Origin of the sequence: Streptomyces sp. SLBN-118 (assembly GCF_006715635.1) — a bacterium.
In the GTDB taxonomy this organism is placed as follows: domain Bacteria; phylum Actinomycetota; class Actinomycetes; order Streptomycetales; family Streptomycetaceae; genus Streptomyces.
The window spans coordinates 3579376-3596682 of record NZ_VFNP01000001.1; the positions used below are offsets into that span (position 1 = coordinate 3579376).

Sequence of the window (17307 nt, forward strand, 5' to 3'; positions counted from 1 at the left end):
CGCAGGCAGCCTCCTGCATGGGCGACAGCCCGACTGGTTAGGCTCGAATACGTGAGCAGGCTCCAGGTCGTCAGCGGCAAGGGTGGTACCGGTAAGACGACGGTGGCCGCCGCACTCGCGCTGGCCCTCGCAACCGAGGGAAAGCGCACTCTCCTTGTCGAGGTCGAGGGCAGACAGGGCATCGCACAGCTCTTCGAGACGGAGGCGCTTCCCTACGAGGAGCGAAAAATCGCCGTCTCGTCGGGCGGCGGCGAGGTGTTCGCGCTGGCCATCGACGCCGAGCGCGCGCTTCTCGACTACCTCCAGATGTTCTACAAACTGGGCACCGCCGGCCGCGCGCTCAAAAAGCTCGGCGCGATCGACTTCGCGACGACCATCGCGCCCGGCGTCCGGGACGTACTGCTGACCGGAAAGGCCTGCGAGGCCGTGCGCCGCAGGACCAGGCAAGGTCCGTACGTCTATGACTACGTGGTGATGGACGCCCCGCCCACCGGCCGCATCACCCGCTTCCTCAACGTCAACGACGAGGTGGCGGGCCTGGCCAGGTTCGGCCCGATACACAATCAGGCCCAGGCCGTGATGCGCGTACTCAAGTCCCCCGAGACCGCGGTCCATCTGGTGACGCTCCTCGAGGAGATGCCTGTCCAGGAGACCGCGGACGGTATCGCCGAGCTGCGCGCCGCCGAGCTGCCCGTCGGCAAGGTCATCGTGAACATGGTGCGCCCCCACATCCTCGACGAGGAGGCGGTGCGCCACGCCGCGGGCGACCGGCGCCCGGACATCGCCAAGGCACTCACGGCGGCGGGCGTCAGCGGTTCGGCGAAACTCGTCACTCCGCTCCTGGAGCAGGCCGCCGACCACGCCCAGCGCGTGGAGCTGGAGCGCGAGCAGCGCGCGGCACTGACCGCCCTCGGCCTGCCGACGTACGAACTCCCCCTGCTGAGCGAGGGAGTCGACCTGGCGGGGCTCTACCAGCTGTCGAAGGAACTGCGGAAGCAAGGGACCGGCTCATGACCCTGGACGCGGCGCCTGCTCTTGAGGTCGACCCGCTGATCGACGACCCCGCGACACGCATCATCGTCTGCTGCGGCGCGGGAGGAGTCGGCAAGACCACCACCGCAGCGGCCCTTGGCGTACGGGCGGCGGAGCGCGGCCGCAAGGTCGTCGTCCTCACCATCGACCCGGCCCGCAGGCTCGCACAGTCCATGGGCATCGACTCGCTGGACAACACCCCGCGACGGGTCAAGGGCATTGAGGGCGAGGGCGAGCTGCACGCCATGATGCTCGACATGAAGCGGACCTTCGACGAGATCGTCGAGGCGCACGCGGACGCCGAGCGGGCCCGGGCGATCCTGGAGAACCCCTTCTACCAGTCCCTGTCGGCCGGTTTCGCGGGCACGCAGGAGTACATGGCGATGGAGAAGCTGGGTCAGCTGCGCGCCCGTGACGAGTGGGACCTGATCATCGTCGACACTCCGCCCTCGCGCTCGGCGCTGGACTTCCTCGATGCGCCCGGGCGTCTGGGGTCCTTTCTGGACGGGAAGTTCATCAAGCTGCTGATGGCGCCGGCGAAGGTGGGCGGCCGGGCGGGGATGAAATTCCTCAATGTCGGCATGTCGATGATGACGGGGACGCTCGGCAAACTGCTCGGCGGTCAACTCCTGCGTGATGTGCAGACGTTCGTGTCCGCGATGGACACCATGTTCGGCGGCTTCCGCACCCGCGCCGATGCCACCTACCGGCTCCTGCAGGCACCCGGTACGGCCTTCCTGGTGGTCGCGGCGCCGGAGAGGGACGCACTGCGCGAGGCGGCCTACTTCGTGGAGCGGCTGGCGGCGGAGGAGATGCCGCTGGCCGGTCTGGTGCTCAACCGGGTCCATGGCAGCGGCGCCGCCCGCCTGTCGGCCGAGCGGGCACTTGCGGCCGCAGAAAATCTTGACGAGGGCCGCATTGTGGATCAGGGGTCCGGGAAGACTGGTGTTCGTGACTCCGCGGCCGCCTCTCCCGACCCCCAGCCCGTGGACGGCCCTGCGGACGGCCCTGTGGACTGCACCCCCGAGCAAAGCACCCCTGCGGACCACACCACAGAACAACTGACGGCGGGTCTGCTGCGCCTGCACGCCGAAAGGATGCAGGTGCTCGCGCGCGAACAGCGCACGCGCGACCGTTTTACCGCGCTCCACCCCGAGGTGGCGGTGGCCCAAGTGCCCGCTCTGCCCGGCGACGTACACGATCTCGCGGGGCTGCGGGCCATCGGTGACCAGCTCGCGACCGGCGATTCCGTCCCGGCCGGAGCCGTGTGAACGACGCTGTGTCAGCGGAAGCCGTGACAGCAAGCGCCGCGTAGGCAAGCCGCGTAGACAAGCCGCGGCCGTGTAAACAAAACAGCGGTGGGCTACCCCACCGCTGCGTACGTCTCGTATGTCTCGTCGTCGTCGAGGCCCACGGGCAGGATGCCCGCGCTGCGCTCGTACTCCGTACGCGCGGTCTCGAGCAGCCTCCGCCAGGAGGTGACCGTGGGACGCCTGCGCAGCAGTGCGCGCCGTTCCCGCTCGGTCATTCCGCCCCAGACGCCGAATTCGACGCGATTGTCGAGCGCATCGGCCAGGCACTCGGTCCGCACCGGGCAACCGGTGCACACCGCCTTGGCTCTGTTCTGCGCTGCCCCTTGTACGAACAGTTCATCCGGATCGGTAGTGCGGCAGGCTGCCTGCGCACTCCAGTCGGTTACCCAGCCCATGCCGGCGCCGTCCTCTCCCGAATCGAGGCTCCCCCACGGCGGCAGCGGCATATTCACCGCTGCCAGTTGAGGACGTTACGGAAGGTGGGCACAGCGCAACACCCCCTTCGGGCCCAATCTTGAATGGCCCGAACGGACTATGCGTACGCGGCAGATCACCCAGGGGAGTGAGCTGAGGGCATACGCGACTATCCCGACAAAGCGGGACAGGTTAGTTGAGTCACAACGGACGCCGGGCGACGCATGAGGCAGATTCGGACACGGCCCGATGGCTTCGGATACAGCGGGAGTGGGGGAAGGCCTTGATGCAGAACCGCACTGCTGTGACAGTTGTGAGCAGCTTAGGCCAAGGCCTATACGCGTGTCCGGCGAATGAGAACGTAGGCTGCCCCCATGCCAAAGAAGCGCTCCGGCGGAGGTCTGACAGGGCCCCAGCAGGCCGCCAAGTTCCTCGGTGTCAGCGTGCTCTCCGGAGCCGTGCTGGCAGGCATCGCCCTGCCCGCCGTCGGTGCGCTCGGCCTCGCGGCCAAGGGGACGGTCAAGGGATTCGACGAGATCCCGGCCAATCTCAAGACTCCGCCGCTGAGTCAGCGCACCACGATCCTGGACTCGCAGGGCGGGCAGATCGCCACGGTCTACTCGCGCGACCGCACGGTGGTGTCGCTCAAGGACGTCTCCCCGTACATGCAGAAGGCCATCGTCGCGATCGAGGACTCGCGCTTCTACGAGCACGGCGCGATCGACCTCAAGGGCGTCCTGCGCGCGCTCAACCGCAACGCCCAGTCGGGCGGCGTCTCCCAGGGCGCCTCGACCCTGACCCAGCAGTATGTGAAGAACGTCTTCGTGGAGGAGGCCGGCGACGATCCCAACAAGGTCGCCCAGGCCACCCAGCAGACGATCGGCCGCAAGATCCAGGAACTGAAGTACGCGATCCAGGTCGAGGAAGAGCTGGGCAAGAAGAAGATCCTGGAGAACTACCTCAACATCACCTTCTTCGGGCAGCAGGCGTACGGCATCGAGGCCGCCTCCCAGCGCTACTTCTCCAAGTCGGCCAAGAACCTGAAGCTGGAGGAGGCGGCGATGCTCGCGGGCATCGTGCAGTCCCCCAGCCGCTACGACCCGGTCAACGACACGCAGGAGGCGACCAGGCGTCGCAACACCGTGCTGCAGCGCATGGCCGACATGCGCGACATCACGCAGGCGGAAGCGGACAAGGCGAAGGCGGCGCCGATCTCCCTGAAGGTCAGCAAGCCGAAGAACGGCTGCATCACGGCTGCCAACGGCGCGGGCTTCTTCTGTGACTACGTACGCGAGGTCTTCCTGTCCGACCCGGTCTTCGGCAAGACCAAGGAGGACCGGGCCAAGGTCTGGAACCAGGGCGGCCTGACGATCAAGACGACGCTGGACCCGCAGGCCCAGAAGTCGACGCAGAAATCGATCAAGGAACACGTCTACAAGACGGACAAGGTCGCCTCCGCGGTGACCATGGTCCAGCCCGGCACGGGCAAGATCATGGCGATGGGCCAGTCCAGACCGTACGGCTTCGGCAAGACCGAGACCCAGATCAACTACTCGGTCAACCAGGGCATGGGCGGCTCGAACTACGGCTTCCCGGTCGGCTCGACCTTCAAGCCCTTCGTGGCGGCGGCGGCGATAGAGCAGGGCAGGCCGCCGACGCAGGTGTATCCGGCGCCGTACGAGATGCCGTACCCCTCCCAGGTGGCGACCTGCAGCGGAAAGCCCTGGGTCAACCTCGGCGACCAGCGGCTCAAGAACGAGAACGAGAAGGAGGTCGGTCCGTACGCCCTCAAGGAGGCGATGGCGAAGTCGGTCAACACCTACTTCGTCCAGATGATCGCCGACATCGGCCTCTGCCCGGTCATGGAGATGACCCAGAAGCTGGGAGTGGTGCAGGGCAACGGCAAGAAGCTCCCCGAGGAGCCCTCGGCACTCACCCTGGGCTCCACCGGTATCTCGCCGCTGACCATGGCCAACGCGTACGCGACCTTCGCCAACCGCGGCACGTACTGCACGCCGACCGCGATCGAGTCGATCGAGACGGCGGACCGCAAGAGCCTCGAGGTCCCGAAGTCCACCTGCGGCAAGGTGATGTCCGAGCAGACCGCGGACACCATCAACACCCTGCTGCGCGGAGTGGTCGACTCCGGTACGGGTCAGCAAGCCGGTCTCCAGAGCCGTGACAACGCGGGCAAGACGGGTACGACCGACGAGCGCAAGAACGCCTGGTTCGTCGGCTACACCCCGAACCTCTCCGGCGCCGTCTGGGTCGGCAGCCCCACCCAGCTGGTGAGGATGGAGCACATCTACATCGGCGGGCAGTACCAGGAGAAGGTCTTCGGCGGTCAGGTCCCCGGACCGATCTGGCGCGATGCGATGACCGGGGCCCTGGAGGGCAAGGAAGCGCTGCCGTTCGTCAGCGTCCCGATCCCGGACCCGCCCAAGGACAAGCCCCAGAAGCCGGACGACGGCAAGCACGGTGACCAACGCGGTCAGGACAACGGCGGCCAGGACCCGTTCCCCGGCATCTCGATCCCGCCGGACCTGATCGGCGGCGGGAACAACCGCGGCCAGGGGAACAACGGCGGGACAGGGTTCCCGTAGGAAGTCCGCGGTAGTCGAGTACGGGACGTCGTGGACCAGTCGCCCTTACGAGACATCGTTACGAGACATCGTCACGAACCAGGGGACCCGGCCGGGCGGCCGGGTCCCCTGGTTCGTGCTGTGTGTCTGTGCGCGGCTCAGCCCGCGAGCAGTTGCTTCACCGCGGCAGCCACCCGGCCACCATCGGCGCGCCCTGCCACCTTCGGGTTCACGATCTTCATGACCGCCCCCATGGCACGCGGCCCCTCGGCGCCGCCCGCCTTGGCCTCCTCGACGGCCTGCGCCACAATCGCGTTCAGCTCGTCGTCGGACAACTGCTTGGGCAGGTACGTGTCGAGGAGCTCCCCCTCGGCCTTCTCCCGCTCGGCCGACTCGGTCCGACCACCCTGCTGAAACGCCTCGGCAGCCTCGCGGCGCTTCTTCGCCTCCTTCGCGATCACCTTCTGCACCTCGTCGTCGGAGAGCTCGCGCGCGGTCTTGCCGCCGACCTCCTCCTTGGTGATCGCGGTGAGGGTCAGCCGGAGGGTGGAGGAACGCAGTTCGTCGCGCGCCCTGATGGCGGCGGTGAGGTCTTCCTGAAGCTTGGACTTGAGGCTGGTCATGAGTCCAGTGTGGCAGGTGCGGCGATGTCGTCGCCCTCGCATTTCGCGGCGACGCCCCCGACGGTCCGTGGAACCCCTGGTGCGTGTGTTTGTAAGACTGCCGACACGCGGCGGCCGCACGATGGCGATGACAGCGTCGCCTTTCGGACACCGCCCGTTGACACGCTTCCCAGATGCTGGTGCTCCCCGTCTCCGTCGACACCCGCCGATGCCAACTGCTCGGCCTGGTGGGCTCGACAGCGCTTGCCGCGGGCGGTGTGACCGCCGGCGCGCTTCCCGTACGGAACGCACTCGCACCGGAATCCGGCCGGGCCGCGCTCGGACTGGTCGCCGCGTACTTCGGACTCGTACTGCTGGTCGCGGCCTGGGCGCTGCTGGGGCGGGAGGTCCGCGGACCCCAGCCGCCCGGCCGGCGGACCCTGTTGCTCACCCTCGGGCTGTGGGCGGCGCCGCTGCTCCTTACGCCGCCGCTGTTCAGCCGGGACGTGTACAGCTACCTGGCGCAGGGCGCCATGGTCGACGCACAGATAGACGTGTACACGCACGGGCCCTCGCGGCTCGGCGGACCGCTGCCGGCGGAGGTGGCGCCGCTGTGGCAGCACACCCCGGCTCCGTACGGACCGCTCTTCCTCGCCTGCGCCCGGGCCATCACCGACTTCACCCGTAGCGAAGTCTTCACCGGCGTGCTCGGGATGCGGCTCGTCGCCCTGCTCGGTGTTGCCGTGATGGTCCTCTGCCTGCCCACGCTGGCCCGGCACTGCGGGGCGGACCCGGCCGCCGCTCTCTGGCTCGGGGCGCTCAATCCGCTGGTACTGCTGCATCTCGTCGGCGGTGCCCACAATGACGCGATCATGCTCGGCCTGCTGGGCGCCGGTCTGGTGGCGGCGCTGGGGCGCCGGCCGATCGTCGCGGTCGTCCTGGTCACGCTCGCGGCCCTGGTGAAAGCGCCCGCCGCACTGGGCTTGGTGGCCGTCGCCCTGCTCTGGGCCCGGCAGCTCGAGGGCCGTACACCACGAGTGAGAGCTGTCGCGGCGGTCCTCGGGATCAGCGCCGGCACCACGGCGGGCACCACCGCACTGACCGGGACCGGATACGGATGGATAGGAGCCCTGGACACCCCGGTCTCGCCACAGAACTGGTCGCTCACCTCTTCCCTCGGCCGCATGACCGGCGCCCTGCTGGAGAACGCGGGCAGCAGCCTGGCCCAATTTGCCGCGCCCGCCTGGCACTTGGCAGGGCTCGGCGCCACCGCGCTGGCCGTACTGCTCGCATGGCGGCGCCACCACAGGCTGCGCCCGGTGTACGCACTCAGGCTGAGCCTGTTCGCGGTGGCCGTCCTCGGACCGGCGATACGGCCTTGGTACGTGCTGTGGGGGCTGTTCCTGATAGCAGCGGCCGGACCCGACAGTTCGGTGCGCAGGACGGTCGCCGTCGCGAGCGGAGTACTGGCCCTGGCGGTACTGCCGAGCGGCTTCGCGCCGGAGGGACCTCAGGTGGCGCTGGCGACCTGCGGCGGAGTCCTCGCGGTGCTCGCGCTGTGGTGCGCCCACCGCATGACGCGCGCCGCGACCCGCACCGGGACGGATCCGCTCAGGAGCGCCGCATGACGAAGAGACCGGGAAGCCGCCGGACGCGGCAAGGGAGCGCCGCATGACGACGACCAGAACCACGGGCGTGACCTGGCCGACGACCACGCGCGGAAGGCCGTCCCTCGTCGTGGGGCTCGCCGCCGCCGTCGGACTGTTCCTGGCCACGGTCCCGCTGCACCGCGACTGGTTCGACCTCGGTGTGTACTACGGAACGGTCGAGTCGTGGACCGACGGCGGACGCATCTACGACTATCTGGTCCCGGGGACGCACTACGGCTTCACCTATCCGCCGTTCGCTGCCGTGTGCATGCTGCCGATGACACTGGTCGACTGGCAGAGCGCCGTCGCGATCAGTGTGCTGCTCAACCTCGCGGCGGCTGGAGCGGTGCTGTACTGCTCGGCCGGAACCGTCGTGCGCCGCCAGGGCTGGAGCCGGTGGTTCACCTTCGCCGTCGCCGGCTGTCTGTTCGTCCTGCTGGAGCCAGTCCGCGACACCTTCAGCTTCGGCCAGGTCAATCAACTGCTCCTGGCGCTCGTACTGGCCGACGCCTGGCTCCTGTCCACGGGCCGCGGCCGCTTCGCGGGCTTCGGCATCGGCCTGGCCGCCGCGATCAAGCTCACCCCGGCCGTCTTCATCGGCTATCTGCTTCTCACCCGCCGCTGGCGCGCCGCCGCCACCGCCACGGGCGTCGCGGCCGGCGCGACACTGCTCGCCATGTGGGTGGCGCCCGACGCCTCGCGGGTCTACTGGACCGAGGCGATGTGGAACACGGACCGGGTCGGCTCGCTTGCGTACGTCTCCAACCAGTCCTGGCAGGGAGTCGTCGCCCGGCTTTCCGAGCCGGACGCCCCCAGCCGTACGGTCTGGGCGCTCGGCGTGATCGTGATCCTCTGCCTCTGGGCCTGGCGCGCACGTCGCGCCGTCGCTGCCGGAGACGAACTCACGGGCTTTGCCGTGACCGGCCTCACGGCCTGCCTGATCAGCCCCGTCACCTGGGTGCACCATCTGGTCTGGGTGTTCCCGGCACTGGCCGTCCTCATCGACGCGGGGCTGCGCCTCCAGAAGGGGGACCCGAGACGGCGCCGCCTGCTGGGATGGGCGGGCGCGATCTACGTCATCCTGTGCAGCAGCGTCGTATGGCTGTGGAGCTGGGACGCGACGGGCATCGACGGTTTCCTCGGCAGCAATACGTACGTGTGGATCTGCCTCGGCCTGCTCATCGCCCTCCCTCTGCGGGAAGAGGCCACCGCCCCGGCCGCCCGTCCGCTGCCCCGCCACGCCGGGTCTGCAACGATGGACGCATGCACGCACGCTACGGAGTACCCCTGGGAATCACGGCAGCCGGCGCTGCCGGCCTCGCCTACGCCGCCGGCTTCGAAGCCCGCTCCTTCCGCCTCCGACGGCTGACGGTTCCCGTCCTGCCGCACGGGATGCGCCCGCTGCGTGTACTCCAGGTCTCCGACATCCACATGGTGTGCGGCCAGCGCAAGAAACGCGCGTGGCTCCAGTCCCTGGCGGGCCTGCGCCCGGATTTCGTGGTCAACACCGGCGACAACCTGTCCGACCCGGACGCCGTACCCGAGGTCCTCGACGCACTCGGCCCGCTGCTCGAATACCCCGGCGTCTACGTCTTCGGCTCGAACGACTACTACGGCCCCACGCTTCGCAACCCGGGCCGCTACCTGATCGAGAAGGTCCAGGGCCGACACGGCCTGAACGGCAACGCCCCGGCGGTCGGCGTGGTCCACAACCCGTGGGAAGAGCTGCGCGACGCGTTCGACACGGCGGGCTGGGTGAACCTGAGCAACACCCGCGGCAGCCTGAAGCTCGACGGCTACGAGCTCGCGTTCACGGGCCTCGACGACCCGCACATCAAACGCGACCGCTACGACCGCGTCACCGGCGGCCCGGACACGGCCGCCGACCTCTCCCTGGCCGTGGTCCACGCCCCCTACCTGCGCGCACTCGACGCCTTCACAGCCGACGCCTACCCCCTGATCCTGGCGGGCCACACCCACGGCGGCCAGCTGTGCATCCCCTTCTACGGCGCCCTGGTCACCAACTGCGACCTGGACACCGCCCGCGTCAAGGGCCTCTCGACCCACCAGAACGCCGGAAACGTCTCCTACCTGCACGTCTCGGCGGGCTGCGGCACGAGCCGCTACACGCCGGTGAGGTTCGCGTGCCCGCCGGAAGCGACGCTGCTCACACTGGTGGCACGGGACTGAGACGGCCCGGGGACGTGCGCGAAAACCGGATTTCGTCCAGGGCCGCGGGTGGGCTAAAGTAATCGATGTCGCCGCGACAGCGGTGACATCGGGGTGTAGCGCAGCTTGGCAGCGCGCTTCGTTCGGGACGAAGAGGTCGTGGGTTCAAATCCCGCCACCCCGACAGTGAAGTACCAGGTCAGGGGCCTGATCCACCGAGTGGATCAGGCCCCTGAGTGGTTTCTCGTGTCCTCCGGGGAGTCTTTCCGCGCGGCTCGTGCAGGCAGCGCAACGGGGAACTCGGGCTGCTGTCAAACCTGTTGACCGCGGCGATGGACGGACTGCCTCGTGGGCAGGCGGCTGCGGAGCTTCGAGTGGAGCGCAGCGTGGCGAGAGCCGTGCTTCAGGCAACGAGCTGGTCCAGCGCCGTCGTGAGCGCCTTGCGCTGGTGGTCACCCGGCTTGAACTCGTGGGTACCGGCGAAGTGTGTTCGCAGGTTCAGCGAGACCTCTGCCGCCGCATCGGTGATCCACAAGGCGCCCATGATCTGGCGGAGTTGTTCCACCGTGTACACCTCCGCGCATGCCGTACGGACCGGTGACACCAAGGGAGCGGGCCGCGCGGGTCAGCCCGGCTGGCTGTGGGAAGCGAACTGGTCCAGCAGGCCCGTAAGGGCGTTGTCGCCGAAAAGCAGGTCGAGGCTGGCGGCCGACTCCGCGGCTGAGGATTCGCTGCGGGGGAACAGCGTCCGTTCGTAGGCGGCGAGTGCGGCCTCGGTGTCGCCTGCGTGGGCGGCGAGGGCGCTGCCGAGTTCGGCGCCGTCGAACATGGCGAGGTTGGCGCCCTCGCCGGCGAACGGGGACATCAGGTGGGCGGCGTCGCCCAGGAGGGTGACCCCGGGGATCCGGTCCCAGCGGTGGGCAGTGGGCAGGGCGTGGATGTGCCGCGGCACCAGGGCGCCGTCGGCCTCGGCGACCAGCGCGCGCAGGCTGTCGTGCCAGCCGTCGAAGTGGGCGAGGACGGCCGCCTTGGCGGCGTCGGTGTCAGTGAAGTCGATGCCGGTGATCCACTCGTGGGGTGCCTTGCGCGCGACGTGGACATGCAGGCTGCCGTCGGTCTCGCGGTGGGCGAGGAGTCCCTTGCCGTCGTCGAGCGCGAAGAAGAATCCGCCGCCGATGACGGCCGCGCTGCCGGGGTGGCGCCGGTCGGCTTCCAGCAGGTCCACCTCGACGAACGACACACCCGTGTACGCGGGGAGGGCCGCCGAGAGCAGCGGGCGGATCCTCGACCAGGCCCCGTCGGCGCCGATGAGCAGGTTGGTGGTGAAGGCGCTCCCGTCGGCCAGGGTCACTTCGTGGCGGCCGCCGCCCAGGGGGCCGGCGCCAGTGATCCTCTTGCCCCAGCGGACAGTGCCCTCGGGCAGCGAGGTGAGCAGCAGGTCGCGCAGTTGTCCGCGGTCAACCTCGGGACGTGCGCCGTCGCCCGGGTCCTGTTGCTCCATCCGTACGACGCCGTGCTTGTCGAGAATGCGCATGGCCTCGCCACCGGGGTGTATGAGCCGGCGGAACTGATCATGGAGGCCCGCGGCACGCAGCGCCGCCTGCCCGGTTTCCTCGTGGATGTCGAGCATGCCGCCTTGAGTGCGGGCCCCGGCGGACGCCTCCAGGTCAAAAACTGTCGCTGCGATGCCGTTGACATGCAGGACGCGGGCCAGGGTGAGGCCGCCGAGACCGGCGCCGATGATGGCCAGAGGGTGGTGGGTGGTCATGCCGATACTCCTCGTGGGGTGCGGTTCAGGCCGCGGAACCGGCCGGAGGGGCCGGTACGGGGGTGTGCACGATGCCGTTGAGCAGCACACGGACACCCCAGGCGAACCGGGTCCGGGGCTCGCCCGAGAGCAGCGCGGTGGCGAGTGCGGCGATATGGGGGTGGGTGTCGCGAGAGGCGCCGAGCAGGGCCCTGGTCAGGGCGTCCCAGTCGTCCTGGGCGTCGGCGGCCTGGCCCTGACCGGCGTGCTCGGCGGCGGTCGCGGTGGCGTACTGCAGCAGTAGGTCCACGCCCCAAGCGGCCTGCCCCGGCGGGACGCCGCCCTCGTCCATCAGAGCCAGCAGCGCCTCGACCCGCCGCAGATAGTGCTCGCCGCTGGGGCGGGCGACGAGTGCCGCGCGGGCCAGTTCGGGGTGGGCGAACAGCACCGAAGTGCAGGAGGTGAGGACCTCGATCAGCCGGTCGCGCCAGTCGCCGTCCTCGCTGACCGGCGTCAGGTCGACGGAGCCGAGCAACTCGTCCAGGACTGCCGCGTGCAGCTCGGCGGTATTGCGCACGTACACGTAGAGCGACGCCGGGCCGGTGTCCAGCTCCTGCGCCAGGCGTCGCATGGTGACCTTCTGCAGACCTTCGGACCGCATGATCCGCACTGCGGCGGCGATGATGCCCGGCCGGGTCAGGGCGCGTTTGGCCGGACGTTCCCTACGACTGAGGGGTGCATTGCCGTGAGTAGCCATGGACCGAGGCTAACGAACATGTTCGGCACGAACAAGTACCTGACGAACATGTTCGCAACCCCGCAAGGCTCCCGCCGCCCGACGACTGAGCCAGCCGGGGCCAGGTCCGTCACCCCACCGCCATCTCCGGAGTGCGCCGTTGATCTCGTCCGCGTTGACTGTGCCCACCAGCACCTGGCCCGCCGGAGATCGAGGAGAGCGCGCCCTCCATGTCCGCAAACCCCCCGCCGCCCCCAGGCCAGTCCGCAACCCCCGCGCCCAAGGACCAAGGGCCGGACCCGGGTCCGCTGACGCTGCGTGAGGCGCTGTTCAGCCCCGGCTACCTACGCCTCTTGCTGGTCTCCGTCATCCTGGGCGTGCCCATCGCGCTCGCCTGTTTCTACTTCGTGAGCCTGCAGCACGAGCTCCAGCACTGGGTGTGGGAGTCCCTGCCGGAGGCGGCCGGATACGACCAGCCGCCCTGGTGGTGGCCGTTGCCCGCGTTGCTGCTGGCCGGGCTGCTGCTTGCTCCAGTCGTCACACGCGTGCCGGGCCACGGCGGGCATGTGCCCGTCCACGGTTTCGGCGGTCCGACCCTCGGGCCGAAGGAGCTGCCGGGCGTGGTCTTCGCCGCCCTTGCGGGGCTGCCTCTGGGCGTGGTGCTGGGTCCGGAAGCTCCTCTGATGGGGGTGGGCAGCGGCCTTGCCCTGCTCAGCGTGCGGGCGGCGAAACGGGAAGCGGACCCCAAGGCCGCGCTCGTTGTGGGCACCGCCGGTTCCACTACGGCGATCTCCACGATTCTCGGCGGCCCTCTGGTGGCCGCCGTGATGGTGGTGGAGGCCGCCGGTCTCGGCGGCTCGCAGCTGGTGCTCCTGCTGCTGCCCTGTCTGCTGGCCAGCGGTGTGGGGGCGCTGGTCTTCACCGGTTTCGGGCAATGGACCGGGCTGTCGACCGGGGGGCTCACCCTGCCCCAGGTGCCGCCGGACACAAACCCGGACGCGTGGGACTTCCTGTGGGGGATTCCCGTGGCGGTGCTGATCGCGGTGATCGTCACAGCCGGGCACCGCCTCGGGTTTCTCACGGAAGCCTGGACGAAACGGCTCACCGCCGTCCGCACGGTCGCCTGTGCCATGGCCGTGGGCATCTGCATCTCCGCGTACGCCCTGGTCACCGACCGCTCGCCGGAGGAGGCCGCGCTGTCCGGCCAGACGACTCTGAGCAGCCTGGCCGCACAGCCCCACGCCTGGTCCATCGGCACGCTGGCCGCTCTCGTCCTGTTCAAGGGCCTGGCATGGGGCATCTGTCTGGGCAGCCTGCGCGGCGGCCCCATCTTCCCCTCCCTCATGCTCGGTGCCGCGATCGGCATCGCATGCTCGGGTCTGCCGGGCCTCGGTACGGCGCCGGGGCTCGCGCTCGGGATGGCCACCGCCACGGCAGTGGTCACCCGTCTCCCGCTCACCAGCGCCGTGCTCTCCTTCCTGCTGCTCGGCACTGACGCAGCGCACCAGATGCCGCTGGTCATCGTCTGCTCGGTCGTCGGTTTCATCGCCTCCCAACTCCTCGAAGGGGAGCGGAAGTCGATCACGAAAGGCTGATCAGGCCTTACGCGGCGCGTCACTGCGGTACACCGCCAGCGCCCAGATGATGAACACGTCGACCGCGATCATGACTACGGACCAGATCGGCGAGTACGGCAGGAACATGAACTCGGCGATGAGGCTGAGCGAGGCCAGGCAGATACCTATGACTCGCGCCCAGGTGGCGGCCTTGAACAGGCCCCCGGCGGTGATCACGAGGCAGGCGCCGATGATCAGGTGGATCCAGCCCCAGCCGGTCAGGTTGATGCGATAGACGTAGTTGCCGACCCGGCCGTACACGTCGTCCTCGATGATCGCAGCGATGCCCTGGAGCACGCCGAGCACTCCGACGCACAGCATCAGCACGGCGGCGAAGGCGAGTCCGCCGGTCACCCATCCGCTGTTCGGTTCTCCGGGCTGCGGCCCCGTGTACGTCGGTGTTCCTGCCCGCTGGTCCTGACTCATGGTGTGGTCCTCTGTTCGGTCCCGTACGCCGGTCACATACGGGACTTCGAGCGTCGGCCCCGGCCCATCTCGGCGCCATTTGGGTACGCCCGTCCGGGTGATTCGGGCGCGGGGCACTCAGGCGCCGACGCACCGTTCGGCTGCCGTGGAGTGGCGGGGGATCGCCGGGGCGGACGATCGTGGTGGGGGCGAGCTTCGGCGGGACGCGACCTCGGGCGGGAGGCTCACGTGGTGCACCGCACAACCAATCCTGGAGTGCTACGAGTCGTGGGTCCACCCGTCTGTCTCGTAGTCGCCATGACCACCGCGTACTTCCTGCTCCCCCTCGACAGCCTCGGACCGGACCGCCCCCTGGTCAGCTGGACGATCTTCTTCGCGGGGCTCGCCGTCGCCACGTACCTGCTGCTGCGTCAGATCAGGGATGCGTACATCGACAGGCCGGGTGCCCACCCCGTCATCGTCATTCCCGTCCTGATGCTCATGGCGGTACTGCTCTTCTCCGGGACGTACTACGCCCTCGCCAAGGACCCGGACTCGTTCCAGGGACTCAAGACACGGCTCGACGCCCTGTACTTCACCGTCATCACTCTGGCGACGGTCGGCTACGGGGATGTGGTGCCGCTGAGCCAGACCGCACGACTGGTGACCATGTTTCAGATCCTGTACAGCTTCGTCATCCTGACCGCCGCCGCGACCGCGGTGTCGCGCCGAGTGCGCAGGCGGGCCGGGGAGCGGATGGGGCGCGACGATCTCACCTGACATGTCCGCCCGAGATGTCCGCCCTGATGCCCGGCAAGAGGGCGATGGCCATGATCGGGCCCCGCGACCTGGTCCGCCGCGACCGCGCGGCGCTCATTGTCGAGGGTGCCGAAGCGTGGTGAGGGCCAACCGGACGATGACATCGGGCGACAGGGGAACCAGGGAGGGGGACCGCTCGTTGCCCCGTTGGGCAAAGGAATCGTCAAGAGGCGCGGCCCGCGCCGGATTGCGCAGGGGATTTCCATGGGTGTCAGCCTTTCCAAGGGCGGCAATGTCTCGCTGACCAAGGAGGCCCCGGGACTGACCGCGGTCGTCGTGGGCCTCGGCTGGGACGTACGGAGCACCACCGGCACGGACTTCGACCTCGACGCCAGCGCTCTGCTGGTCGACGCCAACGGCAAGGTCGTCTCCGACCAGCACTTCGTGTTCTTCAACAACCTCAAGAGCCCAGAAGGCTCCGTCGAGCACACCGGTGACAACCTCACGGGTGAGGGCGAGGGCGACGACGAACAGATCAAGGTCAACCTCGCGGGCGTGCCGGCCGAGGTCGACAAGATCGTCTTCCCGGTCTCGATCCACGAGGGCGAGAGCCGCCAGCAGTCCTTCGGCCAGGTGCGCAACGCGTTCATCCGCGTCGTCAACCAGGCCGGTGGCACGGAGCTCGCCCGGTACGACCTGAGCGAGGACGCCTCGACCGAGACCGCGATGGTCTTCGGCGAGCTGTACCGCAACGCCGCGGAGTGGAAGTTCCGCGCGGTCGGCCAAGGGTATGCATCGGGCCTGCGGGGCATCGCGCAGGACTTCGGCGTCAATATCTGAGCCGCGTAAGCCTGTTCAGCTGCTCAAGGGCCTGATCCTCGACGACGCGTGCGGCGTGGGTCGGGCCCTTGGCACGCGCCCGGGTGTCCGTCGGCCCGGTACAGCCGACGTACCTGCCCGGTATGTGCCGGCCCCCGCGGTGGCTTCGGCGGCGGGGCCGCACGGTCCGGCTCCCGTTCCCGTACGGTCGACTCGGGGGCCGACCACCTTGATGGACCGTCCGGCCCGTCAGCCTTGATGCCGGCGTCGAACCACAGGCGGAGGACCACAGCATGCCGACCGACACCCCCATCGGCCGCGAGGCCCAGGCGCTGCCGGGCGTGGAACTGCTGTGGTCCGGCCGGGTGCCCGACCATATCGCCGATGCTCTCGCCCGGCCCCACATCCTCGACGGCGAGGAGTCCACGCGCCTGGCTGCCTTTGTGCGGGACACCGACCGGGACTCCTACGCCGTCGCGCACGTGACGCTGCGCAGGCTTCTGGGTGAGCGGCTGGGACTGGCCCCGGAAGCGGTGCCCTTCTCGCGCGAGCCGTGCACCCACTGCGGGGGCCCGCACGGGCGGCCCGTCGTCCCGGGCAGCCCGGTGCACTTCTCGCTCTCGCACACCAGCGGCCTGGTGATGATCGCGCTGGCCACGGGACCCGTCGGCATCGACGTCGAAGGTGTACCCGGCGACATCGGGATCGTCGCCGATGTCGCCGCCCAGCTGCACCCGAAGGAGCGTGCACACCTCGCGGCGCTGCCCACGGCGGACCGCGCCCTCGCCTTCGCCCGCTGCTGGACACGTAAGGAGGCCCTGCTGAAGGCGACGGGAGTCGGCCTGAACGAGGACCTTGCCCTCACCTATGTCGGGGCCGGACCCCAACCGGCCGCTGACGCCGACTGGTTGGTGGCCGACCTGCCCGCGGATCCCGGCTACACGGCAGCCGTCGCCGTACGCCGCACCACGCCCGGGCCCGCGCCTCAGTAGCGCTCTACCAGGTGCTCGCGGCCCGGCGGCGGTTCGTACGCCTCGGGCCAGAAGTCCGTGACGGTCGTGATCCGGCCCTCCTCGTCACCGGTGAAGAAGGTGACCACGTACATCTCCTCAAGGCCCACGGTGACGTGGATCCAGGTGACGGCCTGGTCGCGGTCGGCCACGATCCGCTGTATGCGCAGGTGCCAGTCGCCCGGATACTCGCGGTTGAAACGGACGCACGCCTCCTGGCCGCGGATCCGCTCGCGGGTCTGCGGCAGCTCGTAGACCACGTCCTCGGCCAGCGTCGCCGCGAAGCCCGCCCAGTCGCGGGCTTCGGCCGAGGACCAGTACGTCTCAACGGTCTTGTGCAGCTCGGTCGCTGAGGTCGATCGGTTCATACGGCGAGTGTGCACCCGGCCACTGACAATCGGGCCCGGGTGATCACGAGCGCGACGCCGAAGTTATCCACAGGCTGCGGACGGCC

General features: G+C 69.3%; 17 protein-coding genes and 1 tRNA gene. 11 read left to right on the forward strand and 7 right to left on the reverse strand.

Annotated features, from left to right (window positions below):
• The first annotated feature begins 51 nt into the window (after positions 1–51).
• Together FBY35_RS16290 and FBY35_RS16295 are read left to right on the forward strand one after the other, a co-directional pair.
• Entirely contained in the window at positions 52–1014 is a 963-nt protein-coding gene (locus FBY35_RS16290; protein WP_142214490.1) for an ArsA-related P-loop ATPase, read from the forward strand.
• A complete protein-coding gene (locus FBY35_RS16295) occupies positions 1011–2303 on the forward strand; it encodes an ArsA family ATPase (protein WP_142214491.1) in 1293 nt (430 codons plus the stop codon). Before FBY35_RS16290 ends, FBY35_RS16295 begins: the two co-directional genes overlap by 4 nt.
• A 92-nt stretch (positions 2304–2395) precedes the next feature.
• On the opposite strand, the gene FBY35_RS16300 is transcribed toward FBY35_RS16295, so the two are convergent.
• Positions 2396–2740, reverse strand: coding sequence for a WhiB family transcriptional regulator (locus FBY35_RS16300; protein WP_177149633.1), 345 nt, complete (start codon positions 2738–2740; stop codon positions 2396–2398).
• Positions 2741–3133: 393 nt separating this feature from the next.
• Between FBY35_RS16300 and FBY35_RS16310 the strand changes: the two genes are divergently transcribed.
• Positions 3134–5362 (forward strand): transglycosylase domain-containing protein, encoded by a 2229-nt coding sequence (locus FBY35_RS16310; protein ID WP_142214492.1) that lies wholly within the window; start codon positions 3134–3136, stop codon positions 5360–5362.
• Positions 5363–5499: 137 nt separating this feature from the next.
• Here the strand turns inward: FBY35_RS16310 and FBY35_RS16315 are convergent, their stop codons facing one another.
• Positions 5500–5964, reverse strand: coding sequence for a GatB/YqeY domain-containing protein (locus FBY35_RS16315; RefSeq protein ID WP_142214493.1), 465 nt, complete (start codon positions 5962–5964; stop codon positions 5500–5502).
• A 173-nt stretch (positions 5965–6137) separates the two neighbouring features.
• On the opposite strand from FBY35_RS16315, the gene mptB reads away from it, so the two are divergent.
• The 4 genes from mptB to FBY35_RS16335 all read left to right on the forward strand — a co-directional run bounded on the left by mptB (position 6138) and on the right by FBY35_RS16335 (position 9945).
• Entirely contained in the window at positions 6138–7571 is a 1434-nt protein-coding gene (gene mptB / locus FBY35_RS16320; RefSeq protein ID WP_142214494.1) for a polyprenol phosphomannose-dependent alpha 1,6 mannosyltransferase MptB, read from the forward strand.
• A gap of 43 nt (positions 7572–7614) precedes the next feature.
• Entirely contained in the window at positions 7615–8961 is a 1347-nt protein-coding gene (locus tag FBY35_RS16325; RefSeq protein ID WP_399208260.1) for a glycosyltransferase 87 family protein, read from the forward strand.
• A complete protein-coding gene (locus tag FBY35_RS16330) occupies positions 8856–9782 on the forward strand; it encodes a metallophosphoesterase (RefSeq protein WP_142214495.1) in 927 nt (308 codons plus the stop codon). The genes FBY35_RS16325 and FBY35_RS16330 overlap by 106 nt, the downstream gene beginning before the upstream one ends.
• A gap of 89 nt (positions 9783–9871) precedes the next feature.
• Positions 9872–9945: transfer RNA gene (locus FBY35_RS16335), tRNA-Pro, on the forward strand.
• 219 nt (positions 9946–10164) lie between these two features.
• Here FBY35_RS16335 and FBY35_RS36110 read toward each other — a convergent pair.
• The 3 genes from FBY35_RS36110 to FBY35_RS16345 are packed head-to-tail and all read right to left on the reverse strand — an operon-like array spanning position 10165 to position 12265.
• Positions 10165–10326 carry a hypothetical protein gene (locus tag FBY35_RS36110; RefSeq protein ID WP_160159274.1) on the reverse strand — a complete coding sequence of 54 codons (162 nt, stop codon included), beginning with the start codon at positions 10324–10326 and terminating at the stop codon, positions 10165–10167.
• 60 nt (positions 10327–10386) lie between these two features.
• Positions 10387–11529 (reverse strand): NAD(P)/FAD-dependent oxidoreductase, encoded by a 1143-nt coding sequence (locus FBY35_RS16340; RefSeq protein WP_142214496.1) that lies wholly within the window; start codon positions 11527–11529, stop codon positions 10387–10389.
• Between the two features lie 25 nt (positions 11530–11554).
• Positions 11555–12265: a TetR/AcrR family transcriptional regulator gene (locus FBY35_RS16345; RefSeq protein WP_142214497.1), complete on the reverse strand. Its 711-nt coding sequence runs from the start codon at positions 12263–12265 to the stop codon at positions 11555–11557.
• A gap of 209 nt (positions 12266–12474) precedes the next feature.
• Between FBY35_RS16345 and FBY35_RS16350 the strand changes: the two genes are divergently transcribed.
• Positions 12475–13839, forward strand: coding sequence for a chloride channel protein (locus FBY35_RS16350; protein WP_160159275.1), 1365 nt, complete (start codon positions 12475–12477; stop codon positions 13837–13839).
• Here the strand turns inward: FBY35_RS16350 and FBY35_RS16355 are convergent, their stop codons facing one another.
• Positions 13840–14286: a hypothetical protein gene (locus tag FBY35_RS16355; protein ID WP_142214498.1), complete on the reverse strand. Its 447-nt coding sequence runs from the start codon at positions 14284–14286 to the stop codon at positions 13840–13842.
• A gap of 297 nt (positions 14287–14583) precedes the next feature.
• Between FBY35_RS16355 and FBY35_RS16360 the strand changes: the two genes are divergently transcribed.
• From FBY35_RS16360 to FBY35_RS16370, 3 genes are all read left to right on the forward strand, one after another.
• On the forward strand, positions 14584–15045 hold the full coding sequence (locus FBY35_RS16360) for a potassium channel family protein (RefSeq protein ID WP_142214499.1): 462 nt from the start codon (positions 14584–14586) through the stop codon (positions 15043–15045).
• Between the two features lie 243 nt (positions 15046–15288).
• The gene (locus tag FBY35_RS16365; RefSeq protein ID WP_142214500.1) at positions 15289–15864 is read left to right on the forward strand and encodes a TerD family protein; all 576 of its coding nucleotides are present in this window, start codon (positions 15289–15291) and stop codon (positions 15862–15864) included.
• A gap of 272 nt (positions 15865–16136) precedes the next feature.
• The gene (locus tag FBY35_RS16370) at positions 16137–16835 is read left to right on the forward strand and encodes a 4'-phosphopantetheinyl transferase superfamily protein (protein ID WP_142214501.1); all 699 of its coding nucleotides are present in this window, start codon (positions 16137–16139) and stop codon (positions 16833–16835) included.
• Here the strand turns inward: FBY35_RS16370 and FBY35_RS16375 are convergent.
• The gene (locus tag FBY35_RS16375) at positions 16829–17221 is read right to left on the reverse strand and encodes a nuclear transport factor 2 family protein (protein ID WP_142214502.1); all 393 of its coding nucleotides are present in this window, start codon (positions 17219–17221) and stop codon (positions 16829–16831) included. The genes FBY35_RS16370 and FBY35_RS16375 overlap by 7 nt on opposite strands.
• Positions 17222–17307 lie beyond the last annotated feature (86 nt).